Source organism: Daejeonella oryzae DSM 19973, from assembly GCF_000422945.1.
In the GTDB taxonomy this organism is placed as follows: Bacteria; Bacteroidota; Bacteroidia; order Sphingobacteriales; family Sphingobacteriaceae; genus Daejeonella; species Daejeonella oryzae.
Map to the genome: position 1 here is coordinate 541,515 of NZ_AUHA01000002.1, position 20,872 is coordinate 562,386.

Consider the following 20,872-nt stretch of genomic DNA (forward strand, 5'->3'; position numbering starts at 1 on the left):
TTATTAAAAATTTAATTTTTTAGTAAGCTGTAAAAGTTAATCTCTTTAACAAGATTTTTGTTGAAATCACTATGTTCTTCAACCCATTTTCTTGCATTAAGTCCTAATTCTTTAGCTTTATATTCATTTTTACAAATTGAAACAACCACATCTGATACAGATGAAGAATCACCATTTACCAGCAATCCGTTTTTGTCATTATTTACACATTCTCTAATTCCGGGAACATTGGTAGCTACAGAAGGAATACCACAAGCCATTGCTTCTAATAATGCTTTTGGATTACCCTCATAATTGGACACTATTATAAAACATTTTGATCGGTTATAATAATCAGGCAACTCTATATTGTCAACTCTTTCTTTCCAAGTAATTAGATGATTTTGAGCCATTGCATCCTTCACTAAGGTCGATAGTGAACCTTTACCGATTATAAGAGCTTTTAACTTGGATTTATTAATGACAGATAGCAGCAGTTTTATATTTTTTACTTTCTCCAATCTACCCACAAATAATACATCATATTCCTTTATGGCATCTTTCGGTTTAAATATATTTAAGTCGATGCTGTTACAGAGACTTAATATTTTGTTTTCGGATATTCCGTAATTTTTAATTATAAACTTTGCAGCCTCAAAAGAAGTTGTAAGTACAAGATTACACATTCTGAATAGGATTTTTTCTTCTATTCTCTTTTTGAATGAAAGCTTTTTAAAATGAGAATGATAAAAACCCATTCTAATTACAAGAGGAATGCTGTAGACAATTTTTAAAAATAAGCCAAATTTAGCTGCTGAGAACTGATTGGTTTTAGATAGTTTTACCTTTTTAAAATAGTTCCTGTAAATAAATATTGAGGAAATATTATATATAAGATTTTGAATTTTAAAAGGAATACGTTTAGGAATCCAGGAATGCATGGATAAAACAGTGGCATTGGGAAAATTTCTTAGAAATTTATCATCATTTCTCCCATAACTGTATATAATCAAGTCTAAATCAGCCCTTTCGCATAATTCTTTATAATACCACATTTCTCTGGATAACTGACCCAACTTTTCCCATTTTTCTAGACTCATGTTGGGAGTCATCAACAATAAAAGTGATTTTTTCATGTAAGAATATATGTAACCCTTTTGGATTTTTGAATTTGAAATTAAACAGATCTAATAAATATCCGAGTGACGTATAACAAACCAAAAATGTATCGATAGGTTTTTTTACACTAAAAATTCAGGCGAACTATTTGATTGCCTGAATTTAAATATGTGAAGTATAAGGTTTTTTTAAAATTATGCTATTTCTTTATAATATGAAACGCATTTAGTTGAGCATAATTGATATCTGTTTTAAATTGCATATCCAGCTTGCCATCATTGACATTGATTGTTTTAACAATATCATGGGCATTATTTTTACCTGCAAATGCAAATAAATCCAAATTACTAATCTGTTCGGTTCCTTCAAAAAGAACATCAAATCGCCTTTGTGAAACTGATGAATATACTGTTTCTGCTAATTTGAGAGTTACTTCATAAATACCATTACTAACCGGAATTGAATAACTAAAGTTTCCATACCGCTCTTTTTGATATAGTACATCGTCTGTAGTACCAGAGATTGAACTGCTGCTAGAATAAACATTACCTCCTGTAAAATATCTGTCGGATAAATATTTTATCCCATTTGAAGCTGTAAATTCGCTACCTCCTGAGTTTATTGCTACAACCACAGAACTGGCAAGAAGCTCATTTAAAAATATCAATGAAACATTGCTGCCCTTATTGAAAAGGCGTGTCAACGTATTCGTAATTTCTAATTTGGTAAGATTAATACCAGAGGCTGTTTGTACGAAGGGATTTTTAAAAACAAGTTTCTGACTTGTCTCAAACAAGGCAACTGCAATAATATCATTGGTAAGCGGGTGTTGTTTCCAGGATGGATTATTATAAACAACATTAGCCGTTATAACTTCACTGCCAAGTCTTTTGGTTGGATAGCAGGACATTTTCATGGCCTTTTTTGATTGTTTATCAATGTGATTATTAATTGTAACATCTACAAACTTATTAGGCCCTCCATATAAATTAGAAAGACCCATCATAATGCCATATCCTAAATTCCCTTCTGTGGTCACATTATTAAAAACTATGTTTTTAAGTTCATCTGTTTTTGAGTTAGGTTCAAAGTTGATACCACATTCAGGTGTTGTCCCAAAATTATGCCCTGCATAAAAATTATCGAGTTTAAACCCATCTACAGATATAATTGAAATTCCATCCCTTCTATTGTAACTCGCAGATCCACCATTAATAATAACATTTTTACAACCGGCATTATTACTTATCCCCATATAAATACCATCTCCCCAGCAGTTTGAAACTTTAGGGTTTATTAATGTGATATTACTCGATCCCCTGATACCAATACCTACCCCTGCTTCTCCCCCCGTTGCGAGATGCTTATTTTTATCACCTACTACGACTACATCAATTAAAGTTACATTCGTAGCTTCCCTGATATCAAGTATATTATAAGTACTTTTTGAACTAGGCTTCAATCGTATTTCTGACCCGTTAAGAAACGTTAATCTTTTATTTGAACCTATTTTCAATCCCAAATCATTAATTAAAATCGGAAATCCGGGAAATGCTATTTCAGAATATTTGTCAATCGCTTGCTGAATATAAATAGTATAATCCTTAGAGCCATCTTTTACAAAACCAGAAGGTAATGCATTTTGTATATTGTAAGCTCCGCTGGGAGCAACAGTAGCAGCAAGTAATTCTCCGGAGTGTAGGGAATTTTTCAGTAATTTCTGATCTGAGGAGGCAATTGAAGGATCTGAAATTTCATCTTTTTTGCATTTACTAAATATGGATACAAAAAAAATAAGGAATAAATAAAGGAACGGTTTAGACGAATTCAGTTTCTTAAATATCATAGATTAATTTTATTTTATACATAACGTGTAACATTCCTGTTATGTTGCAAGTTGATAAAATAAATTTATAATATCTCGAGAAACTTATTTTTTTTCAAGTATAATTAATCCAATAATCTCTGATTTAAATTAAATAAAATATCTCAAACTGAACATTTAATGAATGTTCAGTTTGAGATATTTAAAGAGAATACTTACTTCTTAATAACGTGTAATGCTTTAAGAGATGAATAGTTGACATCTGTTTTAAACTGAATGTTTAGAGTGCCATCGGTTACCTGTATAGTTTTAACTATATCATTAGCTTTGTTCTTACCTGCTACAGCATATAAATCTATATTACTAACTTGCTCACTTCCTTCAAACAGAACATCAAATCTTCTCTTTCCTGTTGCAGAATAAACTGTTTCAGCCAATTTCAATGTTACTTCATAAGTACCATCAGCTAATGGTATGTTATAGCTGAAGTTTCCATATCTTTCTTTTTGATAAAGAACATCGTCAGACGTATTAGTTATAGAGCTTGAAGTTGAATAGGTTTTGCCACCTGAAAAATTTCTGTCTGACAAATATTTTATTCCATTCGATGCAGTAAATTCGCTACCACCTGCATTTACCGCAAACACTACTGAATTAGAAGATGCTGTAGGTGCAGGGGCTGGTTCAGGCTCTGGAGTAGGTTCAGGGGCGGTATTTGTATTGGTTGTTGTTGGCTCATCTGTAAAAGTCAGCAACCTGTTGGCAGTTTTATTAAACAAACGAGATAATAAAGATATAGTTTTAGTCTCTGATAAAGTAACACCTGCTGCAGTAATAACTTCAGGATTTTTTAATGTAATTTTTTGAGCTGGCTCAAATAAAGCTATCGCCATAATGTCTGTAGGAGTTAAAGGATGTTGTTTCCAGGAAGCATTATTATATACAACATTTGCTGAGATCACTTCACTACCTGCTCGTTTTGAAGTATAAGAAGAAAACTTCATAGCCTTTTTAGATTGTTTATCGACGTGATTATTCATTGTAATGTCGATATACTTATTACCTGCACCATACATATTAGTAAGACCCAATTGTATTCCATATCCTGGCTGGCCTTCTGTTGTAAGATTGTTGAATACAATATTCTTGAGATCATCTTTTGGTGAATTAGGCTCAAAGTTAATGCCGCACTGAGGAGAAGTACCTGCATTAAATCCTGCATAAAAATTATCCACTTTTAAACCGTCAACCGAGATAATTGATACTCCGTCTCTTCTGTTGTTTCTTGCAGATCCACCGTTAATTGAAATATTTTTTGTCCCAATTCCATTATGGACTCCCAAATATATTCCATCTCCCCAGCAATTGGTAACTTTAGCGTTAGTAAGAACTACATTGCTAGATCCGCGAATTCCTATACCTACTCCGGATTCTCCGCTTGTTCCACTATGACTATTTCTATCACCTACAACAACCGGATCAACTAAAGTTACATTGCTTGCACCTCTGATGTCAAGAATGTTATAGCTACTTTTCGAAGTTCCCTTTAGTCTGATTTCGGAGCCATTCAAGAAAGTAATCCTTTTATTAGACCCAATTCTCAAACCAAGATCATTAACCAATATAGGGAAGCCTGGAAAAGCAATTTCTGAATATTTATCTAAAGCATTTTGAATATATACCGTATAATCTCTGGAACCATCCTTAACATATCCGGAAGGTAAAGCATTCTGAATATTGTAGGCACCGGTCGGAGCTGTAGTAGCAGCTATTAGATCTTCACCAGGATACTCTGAACTTTCTATTAAGTTCTCAGTTACTGCAGTCTGTTCAAGTTGTAAAGGTTCCTCTTTTTTACATTGACTGAATAATAAAATTGATGAGGTTAGGCAAACCCCTAATAACAGTTTAGTCGCGGAATGGTTTCTGATCTTCATATTCTTAAATAGTTTTTTGGAGGTTTAACGTGTAACATTGTTGTTATGTTACAATTTCCAAAAAAAAGTTTTAAGACTTATTAAATCAGACTGTTAAGAAATAATCGTGTGAGTAATTTTTCAATAATCTATGTGACAATCCTACGATTAAATTCAACAGAAAAGAATATGTTTTAATCAGGAGGTACTAATTTATAACACAAATTAGTAAAATTAATTTTTTAAAAAAGTTAATTTTAATTGCTACTGTGCTATGGACTGTATATTATAATAGTTTTTGTACCAATCTATAAAGGCTTTAACTCCTATTTGTAACGAATATTTTGGATTATAATTAAACCTGGACCTCATATTTTCAATGTCAGCCCATGTTTGGGCTACATCTCCATCTTGCATAGGCATAAGCTCCTTAATGCAATTAATACCAAGGCAAGATTCCAGTTCCGATATAAAATCCATTAAATTTACCGGCATACCTCTACCTATATTATAAACACTGCTTAAAGATTCGCTTGAAGGCGTTTTATCAAATGTACCTAGTGAGATAGGGCCATCAATTACCTTTACAATTCCGTCAACGATGTCATCGATATAAGTAAAATCGCGTCTCATTTCTCCATTATTATAGATTGAAATAGGCAATCCTTTAAGGATTCGGTCTGTAAATGAGAATAACGCCATGTCTGGTCGGCCCCAAGGACCATAAACAGTAAAAAAGCGCAAACCTGTTGTTTGAAAATTAAATAAATGGCTGTAGGTATGTGCCATCAATTCATTACTCTTTTTCGTCGCCGCATATAAAGAAATAGGCCGATCCGTTTTATGAGATTCAGAAAAAGGCATTTCGTCATTTAAACCATAAACGCTAGACGAACTTGCGTAAACCAAATGTTTGATTTGATTGTCTCTGCAACATTCCAGGATATTCAAAAAACCCTGTATATTAGAATCTATATAAGCCTGAGGATTTATCAAACTATATCTAACTCCAGCCTGAGCAGCCAGATTACATATTACATCAAACTTTTCAATTTCACATATCTCTTTCAAATATTGCAAATCTGATAAATCAGCCTGAACAAAGCTATAATTTGGGTATTTTGAACTTATTGAATACTTTTTTAGCGAGACAGATTCCCTTGTGATGCCTGCTTCAGATAAACGACCATATTTTAAATTTACATCATAGTAATCATTTATGTTATCCAGACCAACAACTATGTCGCCTCGTTCCAATAAGTATTTTGTAAGATGAAAACCTATAAATCCTGCACTGCCTGTTACTAAAATTTTCATGTGTTAAATAAGATATAATATATTCGATATAGCTAACATCTTTAAACTATATACAATTCTAAAAATTTGGTTCTGTTTCAGCCTGAGCTGTTTGTTCAATAGATAATTGTTTACCTAGATGAAGAATACCAAAATACAAAAAGACAGTGGGACCATTTGCATTTAACAACCATGCATTATGAAATAAAGCATTTAAAGAAACGGCTAGAAACGAAAAACATAAACTAACCAATAACGCATTTTCAGGTTCACGGCTATAGTATAGAACTTTCTTAAATGACCGCCATATTGGGTAGTATAATAAAAACAATAACCCTATCCCGAAAAAGGGACCTAGATAGGTTATGAACATTAAATAGGCATTGTGAGATGTCAAACCACCCCTAAATGCCGGATTTCTATAAGTAACTTCTTCCCAATTTTTTCCATAAAAGATTAATCCAAAAGGGTGATCTGTTAGAATTTTTAAATTTTCAGTAACAAGTCCTGCCCTACTTCCTCCCCCTTCAGTCCTTTCATTTTTAGCAAGAATATTATCCTGTTGAATATCTGCGGTTTTTATTACATACGTATATAAAGCAAAGGCTGCTACCAGTGCAAATAAAATAATTATTACTGATTTAAATCTATAATAGATCAAAGAAAAAACTAGCACAGAGACTCCAAACGAAACCAAAACAGATCTTTGCAAACCAAAGTATATGCAAATAATACTAAAAAGAAATACCGACATAATCACGATAAGATTCTTTTTTTGAGTACATGCATAAATAAATATAAAAGTAACAACTGGTGCAAGCTGGTAACCAAAATTAAAAATTGTAGCTGTAATACCCGAAGGACTTTGTCTTACTGGAGCACCAATTAAAAGAGATCTTAAGCTATTAATTCGAACTCCTAAAAATTGATTAAGCAACATTATTATAGCTGAAAAAAGCAGAAAAGCAATGAAATATAAAATTGATTTTTTAAAGCGATTTGGATTTAATCCTACATAATAATTAAAGTATAATGCAGCTGTGGTTAGCACAAATAAATTAATGGAGAGTGCATTTAAATTATTACTGCCGATAAAATAATACAAAATCAAAGAAATTGTCAGAACAATAATTTCCTTTTTATATAGGAATGCGACAGATTTATCTTTAAAAAATATAATTAATGGGATACAAGTTAAGATGGGGGTAGGTATTCTAAAAAACCTATTCATGAAAATATCAAACGTTAATGTGTAAATAAATAGCAGCATTAACGCCAGCATTACAACTTTCCTCATTTTCGAATTCCGATATTATGAATTTTATAATTTAAATGTAGATTATCCAAAAACGCTAAGCTCAAAATTGTAATGATTAAAACTTCTTGACCTTATTAATAAATGAATTAAAATAACTTTTTATAATTACTTCTGAATTAGCGCAAAACTGAATGAAGCTATATTTAAAGTAATTTACCTCATATGATTTATTTAAATAAGATGGTTTTGAAATACCAAATTCACTTAAAGTAAGTTGAACATCTGCTTTGCTTTTTACAAAGTCCAAAGCCTCTTCAGCCATTTTAACATACAATATGTACATTTCCTTACTATCTGAAAGCGTTCTCTTCTTTGAAAATGTTCCGCCTTGCAATATCACTTTTTGCCATCCACCCTTGTAATGAATAATGTGAGTATGCTCAGTAATCCTCACAGAACGCGTTTCGTTAAAAAACTTTGAATCAAACCCTTTCAAAAGAGTACCATTAACATTATATTCTAAGGTATCTTTTTGAAAAGATAAAATAGTATGAAAGGCCATTTGATCTGGTCCTCCATAAGGATAATCATGGCTTTTTGCTTTTAAATAATTTTCCGGATTTCTTATATTAAGCAGGGATTGTTCTTTCCATTTTTGCATGAAGCTTAATACATTACTATTAAGTTTAAATAACATTACTCCAGTATTCAGAGGCCATTTTTCGTTTTTTATTGAAAAAGCTATATCAAATTTTTCATTGAAAAAATGACTGATATCTTTTAAAACCAGGGTATCTACATCCATAAAACAGACGTTTGTATGACCTTGCTGTAATAGTTCATTTGCCGCTAATTCCCAAAAAAGCATCTTACTGCCTCTTCGCTGATATTTCTCTTCTAGATTAAAATCAGTTTCTCTAAATTTTACTCTAGGAAATACAGACTTTACAATCCCGAAAGCTCGGCTATTGATATTCTGATAAAAGATATAAACCTCCGCATCGTTTGCATTTTTATAAATTGAATAAAGCAATGTGTGCAACATTCCGCTAAAAAAATTTCCAAAAACACCAATCGCAAATACCATATAATTATTTAAGATTATTTTTTTAATACTAGTTGACGAAAATCCTTAGCAGCCGATAATTTTATCAAGTGACTTATTCCCAGATACATTGTAAAATAAAAAATGCCTGCAAAAACTAGTCTTAAAAGATCCGAAAGTGCAATTGATTTAAACAAAAATCCATCCGCAGTCCAAGTTAAAACTCCAATTATCACTGCCAAACTTACGGATGGGATAATATCCTTAATTTGTTCAAAAATCGAGTAATTAATTAATTTCCCACCAAAATGTGCATCAAGATTATAGTCGAAAGCTGTAGAGATTAGCTGAAAATATAACAATCCGAAAATTCCAAATTGAATTGCTATTAATATTCCTGTAATTCCAAATATCTTTTTGATTATCGTCATTTTTAATGTGATATCCGTACGGCCTTTTACTTTAAAAATATTTGAATTATACGCCTGGAGAGGTATCAAGATTCCTGTAACACACAAAATCTGAAAATATGGAACCGCAGGAAGCCATTTTTCCGTCAATAAAAATCTAAAAAAAGGTTCAGCAATAACTATTAATAATATTAAAATAGGTACGACCCAAAACACAACCTGCTTAATTAGCTTTTTATAAACTTCTTTCAGTTTCACATCATCATTATTGATTGATGACAGAAGTGGATATGTTACCTTACCAAGTGCGATGGATAAATTGGAGATAGGTAATTGCCTGATTGACAAGGCACGATTATAAAAACCCAATTGTGCAGCAGAATAATATTTACCAATAATTATTGTAAAAATATTTTCATAAATTGTTTTTATAAGGCCTGAAAGTGTAATCTTATATCCAAAATCAAAGTGGTATTTAAATCGTTTCAAATCAAATTTTAGATCCGGGCGCCAACCGGAAAACATCCAGTGTTGCACTGATAATAAGAATGATTGTAATACATACATATAAACTAAACTCCATACTCCAAAGCCATTGTAAGCGAGAATTATCCCCAAAATTCCGCTTCCCACAACTGATGGAATTTGAATTAGCATTTGCAATCTGAAATTCATCTCCTTGGTTAGCTTGGCTCTTTGTACACCCATAAATGCTGACAAGACAAATGTGAGTGAATATACTCTAACAATATCTGTTAATATTGGATGGTTGTAAAATGCAGCTATATAAGGTGCAGCAAAAAAAATTATTGCATAAATAAGAATGCTTCCAACAATATTAATTACAAAGACAGTTGAATAATCGCTCTGATTCGGATCTTTAGTACGAATAATGGATGAAGTCATTCCACTATCCATCAAAGAACTTCCAACAGAAATAAAAACAGATAACATTCCTATTAATCCGAATTCAGAAGGCGATAGTTGCCTTGCTAAAATTATGGAGATTATAAAACTTATTATTTGAAGGCTAAACTGCTGAGTAAAGGTCCAGAAAAGTCCTGCTACAGTTTTTTGTTTTAAGCCCATATAAATATATTAGACATCACTTAATACTAGTATTCAATCTATTAAAAAATAATTTTCAAAGACCGATTTGAGATAATCAAATCGGTCTCATCATTTCATAGGTGAAATGGAATGTATTAGAAATTCGAAATTTCAGATTTAATATCTTTAGTACTAACGTAATAGGAAACAGCTTCCTTCAGCCCATTTTCTATTGAATACCGCGGCTGATAATCCAAAAGACTTATCGCTTTATCTACTGAAGCTAGAGAATGAGGAATATCTCCGTTTCTTAGTGGCCCATAAATAATTTCTACATTTTTTATTTTAGGATCGTAATCAGAAAGATTATTCTTTAAACTTTCCAGCAGCTGGTTCAATGTGGTACGCTGCCCGTAAGCAACATTATAAACCTGACCAACAGCTTCTACATTTTCAGATAGTGCAGCTTTAATATTCATCTGTACTACATTATCGATATATGTAAAATCTCTTGAATATTCTCCATCTCCGTTTACAACCGGACTCTGGTAATCTAGTAATTGAGAAACAAATTTGGGAATCACAGCAGCATAAGCACCATTTGGATCCTGCCTCTGACCAAACACATTAAAATACCTTAATCCAATTATTTCTAAATTATAAAGTCTGGAAAAAACATCTGCATACAATTCATTTACATATTTAGTAACGGCATATGGAGAAAGAGGTTTTCCGATCTTATCTTCAACTTTCGGAAGGTCTTTGCTGTCTCCGTAAGTAGATGATGAAGCGGCATAAACCATTCTTTTAACATTCTCATCACGGGCGGCAACCAGCATATTTAAAAAACCGGAAACATTTACTTCGTTACTGGTGATGGGATCATTTATTGAACGTGGAACAGAACCCAGTGCTGCCTGATGAAGTATATAATCTATACCTCTGGCTGCATTCTTACAAGTTTCTAGGTCACGTATATCACCTTCAATTAACTCGAAATTAGGATTATTTAAAAATGCTGCCAGATTCTTTTTATGTCCGGTAGCAAAATTGTCGAGTACTCTGACTTTACCGGCACCATATTTTAATAAATATTCCACCAGGTTAGAACCTATAAACCCTGCACCTCCGGTTACTAAAAAGTTATATTCTGAAAGATCCTTTTCTCCGTGATAAGGAACATCATACATTGCCATACTAATGTTTTTTGATTATTAATAATTATAAACGAGCATCTATCCTATCCAAAGGAAGCATAGATTTAATATCATAAATCACCGTATTCTCATTGCTGAGATTATCTATATTGATTGATTTAAATTCATCATGTGCTACGGCAAGTATAATGGCATCATATTTTTTATTCTGAGATTCGCCGTTCTGACACACAACCCCATATTCATGATTTACTTGTTCCGGATCAGCCCATGGATCATAAATATTTACATTGGCTTTAAAGCTCTCAAGACGGCGTACTATATCAATAACTTTTGTATTACGTACATCCGGACAATTTTCTTTAAATGTAAATCCAAGAACTAATATTTCACTACCTGCAACGGGGATTGATTTCCATAACATTTGTTTAATCAATTCATCTGCCACATAAGCTCCCATTCCGTCATTCACCCTACGACCTGCAAGTATAATTTCAGGATGGTAACCCATTTCCTGAGCCTTTTGGGCAAGATAATAAGGGTCAACACCTATACAGTGTCCTCCAACTAAACCCGGTTGAAATTTTAAAAAATTCCATTTTGTACCGGCAGCTTCCAATACATCATGAGTATCAATTCCTAAAAGATTAAAGATTTTTGAAAGTTCATTTACAAAGGCAATATTAATATCCCTTTGCGCATTTTCAATCACTTTGGCCGCTTCTGCAACTTTAATGCTAGTTGCTTTATGAGTACCAGCAGTAATTACAGAATTATAAAGCTGATCAACTCTTTCGGCAATTTCAGGAGTAGATCCTGAAGTAATTTTTAAAATTTTAGCTACGGTGTGATTTTTATCCCCAGGATTGATTCTTTCCGGAGAATATCCGGCAAAAAAATCTGCATTAAATTTCAATCCTGATTGCTGCTCCAATACCGGCACACATTCATCCTCAGTTACACCGGGATATACGGTTGATTCGTAAATTACAACATCCCCTTTTTTCAAAACCTTACCAACTGTTGTACTCGCTTTATATAATGGAGTTAAATCAGGACGGTTATTTTTATCAACAGGAGTTGGAACGGTAACAATAAAATAATTACATGATTTAATTTTATCTAAATCACTGGTGCAGTATAATCCAGTTTCTGAGTTATTATCCTCAACCAATACGGATTTAAGTTGTTCTGAAGTAATTTCCAGAGTACGATCTTTTCCCTCATTCAGTTCAGCTATTCTTTCATCATGAATATCAAAACCGAACACTTTATATTTCTTAGCAAACTCAACTGCCAGCGGGAGACCTACGTATCCCAAACCTATGATTGCAATTTGAGCATTTTCAACAGTATTATTATTCATCAGTAGATTGTTAATTTATAATTGAGATATTATTTACGTTCACTTTTGTAAGGAGAACACAACCGAGATGCTCTATAACCATTACAATATTTTTGCCTTCAACTTTTAAAACTTCACCATGCTTATCACAAAATATGCCATCTTTAATTCTAACCCGATCGCCGGAAGCTAATTCTTGTAAACCAACAGTTTCCATATCCGGACAAATGTCAAGGTATTTTCGAATATCTTCTAATACAGCGTCTCGGATGATAGCTGGTTTATTCTGATAATAAATAAAATTAATTACACCATACACTTGACGGACTTTAAATTCTTCCACAGGTGAAAGGCGTACAAAAACATATGAAGTAAATAAAGGTATGTCAACAACTTTTTTCCTGTCCGCCCATTGCTTTTCTACTCTTTTAACCGGACAATAAGCTTCAAAATGATTTTCAATTAAAACTTGCTCGACTTTTTTTTCCCACCTTGCCCTGGTATAAATTACCATCCATTTTTTAGCCTTTGCAGATCGAATTGTTTTTAAGGCTTCCATTAGAGTAAAAGCTGTAAAGTTATATTAAAATAATCAGGCATGGCAGAGCTTCGCTAACTCAGTTACATAACTGATTATTTATACATTTTTTCTGTTTAAAATACCAGAGTAAATTAATTGCTTACACTGATTACAGTTCATCATTAATTAGCTGTAAGCTTTTTTCTCCGATGTGGCATATCCATAACCGCCATAACCATAACCTTTAAAGTTATCTCCTTTAGAATCGTTTAACACAACCATCGGATTTTTAAGCTTATTGTTATCGAAAATATCTTTTAAAATGTTTAGCTGCGCTTTATCAGTATAATTATATCGTACCAGATAAATGCTTGAATCAACATATGGAGCCAAACTGAAAGCATCAGCAACTTGTCCTACCGGAGATGTATCAATGATGATGTAATCAAATCGTTCTCTTAGTTGCTCAAAAAATTCCGGCATCTTGGCGCTCATTAAAAGCTCTGCTGGATTTTCTGGAATGGGTCCGCATCCAATAACAGATAAATTAGGCTGGTAATTGGAAGGCTGAATTATATCATCCAAACTTACTTCAGAATTTAAATAGTTCGTAATTCCTTCAGAATGTTTAATGTTTAAATTATTGAGTAAATCCGGCTTACGTAAATCAAATTCAAGCAAAACTACTTTCTTATCCACAAGAGATAATGTGGCTCCCAAATTCACACTAAAAAATGTTTTTCCCTCACCCTTCATGCTCGACGTAATAAGCATTACTTTATTAGCTTTATTATCCGTCATGTAATTTAGGTTGCTTCGAATGTATCTGAACAGCTCAGATATAGTTGTGCGGCTTGATTTGTTAATAACCATAGATCCATCATTATCCTTGTGGCTCAACTCTCCCAAAATTAATGCTCCGCTGATATGCTCAACGTCTTCCAGGTTTTGAACTTTAGTATTTAAAAGATCTTTAACAAATATTCCGGATGCAGGAATTGCAAGGCCTAGCAGAAATGCAATTAAATATATGAAGGATACTTTTGGACTAACCGGACCTGAATCTGCTGCAGGTTCATCAACAACTCTTGAAGTAGGTAATGTCGCTGAAAGTGACAAGGCAGTCTCTTCCCGCTTTTGCAGTAAATAATTATATAAACCTTCTTTAACTCCCTGCTCACGATTCCGCTCAGACAAACCTCTCTCCAGGGTTGGAGCAGTTCTGATTCTGGATTCAAACTTTGAAGTATTGGAACTCAAATTATTTTGAGTGATTGTTAAACCTCTTTTAATATTTTTAAGATTTTCGCTGATGTTGCTTTTTAATCCACTCAGCTGCTCATTAATATTTATAACAAGAGGATTATCAGGTTGCGCAGTTCTTAATAAACGTTGACGCTCTATTTGCAAGTTATTATATTTTTCTGTCAGATCGTTTAAAGTGGCATCTGATAGTCCAAGTGTACTCGGAACTAATTCATACCGACTTGCGGGACTATTAACATATTTCTCCAGAGACTCTACCACACTTTTCTGAACTGTTACAGCATTAAGCTGCTGACTATATTCACCGGCAAGCTGTAAATTCTGCTGTGCATCAGAACCTACGTCAGTAACCATATTTTCCTGCTTGTACTTTTCAACATCCTGACCTGCTGAAGACAGATCCCCACCCAGATATTTTAATCTATTATCAATAAACTGAATTGTATTCAAAGCCAGCTTATTTTTATGATTGATGTTTTCGAGATTATAAGTTTCAATTAGTTTGGAAAGTACATCTACGCCACGTTGTGGAATTGGATCTACAAGACTTAAAACTATAGTATTTGATTCCTGAGATATGGGTGCAATTTGCAATTTGGTTTTGCTGTACTGCTCAGCTAATTTGCTCAGATTCTTAAACTGAATGAATACAGGTTCAAAATCTTTTGTAAAAGATGAATCTTTAACCACCTTAATAGAATATTCCGGAGTTTTAATAAGATCTCCAAAACGGTAGCTCTTTACATTGTCACCATCACTCAGTTCAAATGAAGAATCACTTAATGGTTTTATAGAATATTCTTTCTGATATCCAAGAGAGTTAACATTTAAAATCTGAACCTGAAAAGGCAATTCTGAGCCATATAATTCCGAACGCTTAAAAGTTCCTTCAACAAAATAAGAAGTACCCATATTCAACTGGGTAAGTACTTTTTGAAGTAAAGCACGGGAGCGAAGTGCTTCTATCTCATTATCTACCGTTACAGTAGTAGTGAACATATCCAGATCACTGAAAGCAGTCCCCTGCATCACTCCTTCACCTTTTTTATCTACTTCTATAAAAAGTGTACTACTTATATTGTAGGCCGGAGTTTTGGTTTTTAGATAAAAATAAGCGGCTGTCAAACTTAAAGTAATACAGGCCAGAAATATATACCAATATTTTAAATACCCCGAAAGCATATTTAAAAATTGATCTTTATCAATTCCACTTGTTGATGCTAGCTTTGAATAGCTCATGTTTGAATTTACTTTAGACATACTAATTGAATCGCAACAACGCTTGAATTATAACAGATATTACTGAAATAGAAGCCGTGATAATTGGAATTGTCCTGTTAGATCTGCTAACAGATAATGCTTTAGCCGGATCAGGCTCTACGTAAACAATATCATTTTGCTTTAAATAGAAGTAGGGCGAGTTCACAACATCCTTATTATTAAGGTTAATTCTGGTCATTGTTCTTTCACCAGCAGTTTCTCTTATAATTAATATATTTTCACGTTTTCCATACGCAGTTAAATCGCCGGCGAGGCCTAATGCCTCCAGTAGATTAACACGCTCATCTGCAATAGTGAAGCTCGAAGGCTTATTCACTTCTCCAATCACTGTAATTTTAAAATTCAAAAAATCAACGTTTACAATTGGATTTTTAACATACTTTTCCAGATCTGTGCTTATTTTAGCCTGAGCTTGCTCCAGCGTCATACCATCCAATTTAATAGTACCTACCATTGGAAAATTAATACTACCGTTATTATCTACCCGGTAACCTGACTGATTAGCGGCAGTATTAAACATACTATTTGACTCTACACTTAAACTGCTTACGGATATTTTAAGAAGGTCATTAGATTGGATTTTAATTTCAGCATTACCAAGGTTTATTCTGTTATCTTTTGGTGAATCCCCCTCACTAAAATAAACAAGGTTTCGCTGTGGTTCACAGGAGCTAAACAGTAAAATGCAAAGGATAAAATAAATGTAGTTTGATTTCATTATATAAATTTTAAGTTAGCTTTCGTAGTTATCAGAACATAGCAACAACAAACGTAATTAGTTGTTATAAAAGAACTCGATGTTTTTTAAATTTGTGTAGATGAGTGAGAAATTAACTCTATTATTTCACACTTTAGTATAAAATTTTTACAGGGTTTTTTACAAATCGTAATTTTTATCATTTAAAATCCCGCCCGTTTCCTGTTTTAAATTCTGGTTTTTAATCTCAAATTTTTAAAAATGGTGATTTAATCTTTTATTTATCAACCATTTAACTTCATTTAAAAAACCTTTCTCAATCATATTATCCTTGTAGTAAATAAACTATCTCTTAATTTAATGATAAAATTTGACATCTGGAATTTAACATCTGTTACTATGCGCCGCTTTACTTAAAAATTCACTGAACTTAAATTCCAAATTTCCGTATGTATAAAATAAATAATGGCAATTATTATTACATATAGATTTACTACACCCTTTATTTTTATATTTGAATTGACTTCTAAAGGGATAATGAAAATCCTGAGAGAGCAATCTGAAAATTACTGAGAATTAATAAGTATACTGCATGAGAAGAGTTTTAGTTTGTGATGATGATATTTCAATTTCAGAGGTTGTAGCAATTGTATTAACAGATTCAAAACTTGGGGAGGTTTATACCTTGCCTGATTGTGATAATATTATTGAACAAATTGACACTATCAAACCCTCTGTTATATTTATGGATGATAAAATTCCAACCGACGGAGGTGTTAAAGCAACCCGGCTTATTAAAAACCATCCCGAACATAAAAATATACCGGTAATTTACTTCACCGCTAATAATGACATTCATATTCTTGCAGAAAAAGCAGGAGCTAATTACACATTGGCAAAGCCTTTTAACATAAGTCAACTAGAAGATGTAGTTCAGCAAGCATTCCGCGGATTCCAGGATCCAGAAACTGTATAATTAAAAGACGCGGAGAATTCAATAAGATATCTTAATGATCGCTTTAAGTAAGCACCACTATCTTCCCTGCCGCCATATTACTTTCCATAAAACGATGTGCTTCAGCAATTCCATCCAGCCAGTACGAAGCGCTGATATTTAAATGAATTTCCCCATTCTCCACATCCCGGATAAATTGCTGAAAGTTTTGATGATCCACTTTGATCTGCCCGCTATCGTAAACCTTTAGATTAACAGTTGCCGGAATGAAATCCATGGGTGAAAAATCAGCAATAGACCATTGCTCGGCCAGCATCCCGGTCATACAAACGGAGCCGCCGGGGGCAGTACATTGCAATGAATCTTTCAGGCTGGAAGTCCCGATCAGCTCAAGCACCTTATCCACTCCCATCGGATAAATACCTTTAACTTTTGTTGCTAAATAACCATCATCAATCAGTACATGGTCTGCACCATTGCTAAAGAGCAGTTCTCTTTTTTCCGGTTTCCTGCTGGTTGTGATGACGGTAAGGCCCCTTCTTTTTGCCAGCTGCGTGGCCAGCATGCCTATTGAAGAAGTTCCACCCCTTATTAGCAGGGTTTCTCCTTTTATAATTTTTAAACCAAGATATAATGAGCCATATACGGTTTGGAACATTTCGGGCATAGATCCAAGCTGCTTCCAATCCAAATGACTTTCAAATGGATACAGCAAAGATATGGGAACAGCAATATATTCTGAGTAGCTACCGTCAAAATCCCGGCCCATCCCGCCCATAAACGCAGCTACTTTTTGCCCGGGTTTAAATGCTCCTGATGGATCGCATTCCACTTCTCCCACACATTCTATACCGAGCACTCTGGGAAACTTGACATCCGGGGATAAACCTTTTCTGGTCATAAGTTCTGACCTGTTTATGCCGAAGGCTTTTACTTTGACTAATACTTCTCCGCTACCTGGTTTGGGCAGTGGCCTCTCCTCCAAGACAATGTTTTCCGGTCCTCCGGGATGATATACTACAGCCGCTTTCATGAAGGCAAAGTTAGACAGGGCAAAAGCGCCCTGAGGTAGAGAGTAAATATCTGAATTTTAATTGTAGCAAATCTATCCTATCATGTCCTATGCATAAGTTAGGATTAATTGTTGCAGAATTTGAGCGAATAGATAGTGGACTTCTTACTGTATTAATTGAGGTAAGGTATGCAGATCAATGCATTAATTTAAACTGGGGGTTTATAAAACAAAAAAGCCTCTCAGATTTCTCTGAGAGGCTTTACCAGCGGTCCGGACGGGACTCGAACCCGCGACCCCATGCGTGACAGGCATGTATTCTAACCAGCTGAACTACCGGACCGTTTTACCATTTGTATCTGCTGGAAGACCAACATCGTTGGCCAAGATACGTTTTATTTTTGTGATCCCGCTGGGATTCGAACCCAGGACCCCAACATTAAAAGTGTTATGCTCTACCAGCTGAGCTACGGAATCATCTTTGTTTTAGAACTTACTCTTTTGGTTTTCCTTAAAAGTGAGGCAAATATAGGGTTATAAACCATACAGTGCAACAATAATATTTATTTAATTCAACTTTACTCTTAAACACTTCATTCTCAATTCAAAATATTTTAAAGTCTCGTTTCTAAAAACATCAAAAAGACAATATTTCCAAATTTTGACATGGAAAAATTATCATTTTGATTAGGCAACGGTGCCCTCTTTCATTTTTTCGGCGTTCTCAGCTAACTGCAATTGGTCAATAATCTCCTGAATATCGCCATTCATTACGTTGGGAAGATTATAAATTGTTAAGCCGATACGGTGTTCTGTAACTCTTCCCTGTGGATAGTTATACGTTCGTACTTTAGCAGAACGATCACCCGTTGCCACCATTGTTTTACGCTTTTTAGATTCTTCTTCCAGCTTCTTTGCCAGCTCCAACTCATAAACGCGACTTCTTAAAACACCAAAAGCTTTGTCAAAATTCTTAAGCTGTGATTTCTGATCCTGGCACTGCGCAACTATCCCGGTAGGTAAATGCGTTAATCGAACTGCCGAATAAGTTGTATTTACTGACTGTCCCCCAGGACCAGAAGAGCAAAACAGATCTTTCCGCACATCATTCATGCTGATCTGCACATCAAACTCATCGGCCTCGGGAAGTACTACCACAGACGCCGCTGAAGTATGAACGCGTCCCTGTGTTTCAGTATCCGGCACACGCTGAACACGATGTACGCCAGACTCATATTTCAACTGTCCGTATGAATCATCTGCAAGCACATTGAAAACTACTTCTTTATACCCCCCTGCCGAACCTTCGGTAACATCTACAACTTCCATTTTCCAGCCACGGCGCTCACAATAGCGGGTGTACATCCGGTAAAGGTCACCAGCAAACAAGGCTGCTTCATCCCCGCCGGTTCCACCGCGAATTTCTACAATTGCATGTTTTGAATCTTCAGGATCCTGCGGAATAAGCATCAAACGAATCTTATTCTCAATAATTTCCTGTTGCTCCAGCAATTCATCGAGATCAATTTTGATCATTTCCCGCATTTCATCATCCTTTTCGGTAGAAAGCAATGACTTATTTGTTTCGATATTGCTTACAATATTGCTGTAAATGTGATATTCCTCCACAATCCTGGAAAGATCCTTATACTCTTTATTAAGCTGGGCATAACGCTTCATATCTCCCATAACATCAGGAGAACTTAACTCTCGTTCTACTTCCTGCCAGCGTTCCTTTATAAATTCTAATTTCTGTAACATATTTATTTAATCCTGAAAACAATTGAGAGGCTTCACTTTTTCACGTATCTGAAAACATTGGCGACTCTGAAATTAAACCCATACCTAATCCGGATAAGTTAAACGGAAATGTCATATAAGTTTTTATGCTTAAAAAAGCCTACAAAAATAGTGCTTTTTCAGTTAATTTAAGGTCATCTTATCAGGAACAGATGCTGATTCAAAAAAGTTTAAATCAAGATTAATTCCATCAAAAACTGCATAGGAATTGTAATTAATCCATTCTCCCAAATTCACGTATCTGCTGCTATTACTTAGTGTAATATCCAACGGCACATGTCTGTGCCCGAAAATAAGATAATCAAAATGCTCTTTCTTAATGAGTTCTTCTGAATAATTGAGCAACCACTCCTGTTCATTATCATTCACCTGCTCCTTAACATTGTTTGCAATGCGGCTTTTTCCGGACCAGTATTGAGCCAGTCCCAAACCAAAATTGGGGTGCAGCCGGGCGAACATCCACTGACAAAATTTGCTCCTGAAAAAAGATTTTAGAAATTTATAACCCGGATCGCCGGGGCCTAAACCATCCCCGTGGTGAAGATAGAATTTTTTAGAATTCCGTTCAATAACCAGCTCATCGGAGATGATTTCGATTCCCAATTCTTTTTTAAAGTAATCAAACATCCACATATCATGGTTGCCTTTGAACATGTAAACACGAATACCTGAATCTGTCAGTTCTGCCAGTTTACCCTGCAGGCGAATAAATCCTTTGGGAATTACTGTAGAATATTCAAACCAAAAATCAAAAATATCGCCTAATAGAAAGACCTCTGAAGCATCCTTTTTAATTTCGTCTAACCACCTTACAATCCGATCTTCACGGTTTCGGCTTGAGGAGTGATCCGGAACACCCAAGTGAAAATCAGAAGCAAAATAAATTTTCTTATTACCTGCTGGCATAGCTGCAAAAATACATAAAATTTCACATCAGCTAA

Annotated in this window: 16 protein-coding genes and 2 tRNA genes; 1 reads left to right on the forward strand and 17 read right to left on the reverse strand. The window is 34.2% G+C overall.

The window, feature by feature from the left end; genetic code table 11:
- Window positions 1-11: 11 nt before the first annotated feature.
- The 12 genes from G521_RS0102710 to G521_RS0102765 form a co-directional block, all read right to left on the reverse strand.
- A complete protein-coding gene (locus tag G521_RS0102710; RefSeq protein WP_081675005.1) occupies window positions 12-1,115 on the reverse strand; it encodes a glycosyltransferase in 1,104 nt (367 codons plus the stop codon).
- A gap of 182 nt (window positions 1,116-1,297) precedes the next feature.
- Window positions 1,298-2,944, reverse strand: a complete 1,647-nt coding sequence (locus G521_RS17650; RefSeq protein WP_051189409.1) for a malectin domain-containing carbohydrate-binding protein — start codon at window positions 2,942-2,944, stop codon at window positions 1,298-1,300.
- Between the two features lie 194 nt (window positions 2,945-3,138).
- A complete protein-coding gene (locus G521_RS17655) occupies window positions 3,139-4,860 on the reverse strand; it encodes a malectin domain-containing carbohydrate-binding protein (protein WP_051189412.1) in 1,722 nt (573 codons plus the stop codon).
- Window positions 4,861-5,103: 243 nt separating this feature from the next.
- Window positions 5,104-6,156, reverse strand: a complete 1,053-nt coding sequence (locus tag G521_RS0102725) for an NAD-dependent epimerase/dehydratase family protein (RefSeq protein WP_026897149.1) — start codon at window positions 6,154-6,156, stop codon at window positions 5,104-5,106.
- A 58-nt stretch (window positions 6,157-6,214) separates the two neighbouring features.
- A complete protein-coding gene (locus tag G521_RS0102730) occupies window positions 6,215-7,432 on the reverse strand; it encodes an O-antigen ligase family protein (protein ID WP_026897150.1) in 1,218 nt (405 codons plus the stop codon).
- A gap of 76 nt (window positions 7,433-7,508) precedes the next feature.
- Complete coding sequence (locus G521_RS0102735) at window positions 7,509-8,426, reverse strand: putative nucleotide-diphospho-sugar transferase (protein WP_162141781.1); 918 nt, start codon at window positions 8,424-8,426, stop codon at window positions 7,509-7,511.
- Between the two features lie 68 nt (window positions 8,427-8,494).
- Window positions 8,495-9,937, reverse strand: coding sequence for a lipopolysaccharide biosynthesis protein (locus G521_RS0102740; protein WP_026897152.1), 1,443 nt, complete (start codon window positions 9,935-9,937; stop codon window positions 8,495-8,497).
- Window positions 9,938-10,053: 116 nt separating this feature from the next.
- Window positions 10,054-11,094, reverse strand: a complete 1,041-nt coding sequence (locus G521_RS0102745; RefSeq protein WP_245580822.1) for an SDR family oxidoreductase — start codon at window positions 11,092-11,094, stop codon at window positions 10,054-10,056.
- Window positions 11,095-11,119: 25 nt separating this feature from the next.
- Window positions 11,120-12,421 carry a nucleotide sugar dehydrogenase gene (locus G521_RS0102750; protein ID WP_026897154.1) on the reverse strand — a complete coding sequence of 434 codons (1,302 nt, stop codon included), beginning with the start codon at window positions 12,419-12,421 and terminating at the stop codon, window positions 11,120-11,122.
- Window positions 12,422-12,431: 10 nt separating this feature from the next.
- Window positions 12,432-12,959, reverse strand: coding sequence for a UpxY family transcription antiterminator (locus G521_RS0102755; RefSeq protein ID WP_036678033.1), 528 nt, complete (start codon window positions 12,957-12,959; stop codon window positions 12,432-12,434).
- A gap of 147 nt (window positions 12,960-13,106) precedes the next feature.
- Window positions 13,107-15,425 carry a GumC family protein gene (locus tag G521_RS16350; RefSeq protein WP_036678439.1) on the reverse strand — a complete coding sequence of 773 codons (2,319 nt, stop codon included), beginning with the start codon at window positions 15,423-15,425 and terminating at the stop codon, window positions 13,107-13,109.
- A gap of 22 nt (window positions 15,426-15,447) precedes the next feature.
- Window positions 15,448-16,185 (reverse strand): polysaccharide biosynthesis/export family protein, encoded by a 738-nt coding sequence (locus G521_RS0102765; protein ID WP_026897156.1) that lies wholly within the window; start codon window positions 16,183-16,185, stop codon window positions 15,448-15,450.
- 571 nt (window positions 16,186-16,756) lie between these two features.
- On the opposite strand from G521_RS0102765, the gene G521_RS16355 reads away from it, so the two are divergent.
- The gene (locus G521_RS16355) at window positions 16,757-17,140 is read left to right on the forward strand and encodes a response regulator (RefSeq protein ID WP_036678036.1); all 384 of its coding nucleotides are present in this window, start codon (window positions 16,757-16,759) and stop codon (window positions 17,138-17,140) included.
- A 43-nt stretch (window positions 17,141-17,183) separates the two neighbouring features.
- Here G521_RS16355 and G521_RS0102775 read toward each other — a convergent pair whose 3' ends face one another.
- The 5 genes from G521_RS0102775 to G521_RS0102795 form a co-directional block, all read right to left on the reverse strand.
- Window positions 17,184-18,152, reverse strand: coding sequence for a zinc-binding alcohol dehydrogenase family protein (locus G521_RS0102775; protein ID WP_026897157.1), 969 nt, complete (start codon window positions 18,150-18,152; stop codon window positions 17,184-17,186).
- 248 nt (window positions 18,153-18,400) lie between these two features.
- Window positions 18,401-18,474: transfer RNA gene (locus tag G521_RS0102780), tRNA-Asp, on the reverse strand.
- Window positions 18,475-18,535: 61 nt separating this feature from the next.
- Window positions 18,536-18,608, reverse strand: a tRNA-Lys gene (locus G521_RS0102785).
- 210 nt (window positions 18,609-18,818) lie between these two features.
- Window positions 18,819-19,892: a peptide chain release factor 1 gene (prfA, locus tag G521_RS0102790; protein WP_026897158.1), complete on the reverse strand. Its 1,074-nt coding sequence runs from the start codon at window positions 19,890-19,892 to the stop codon at window positions 18,819-18,821.
- Window positions 19,893-20,054: 162 nt separating this feature from the next.
- Window positions 20,055-20,837: a UDP-2,3-diacylglucosamine diphosphatase gene (locus G521_RS0102795; protein ID WP_036678038.1), complete on the reverse strand. Its 783-nt coding sequence runs from the start codon at window positions 20,835-20,837 to the stop codon at window positions 20,055-20,057.
- Between the last annotated feature and the right edge of the window lie 35 nt (window positions 20,838-20,872).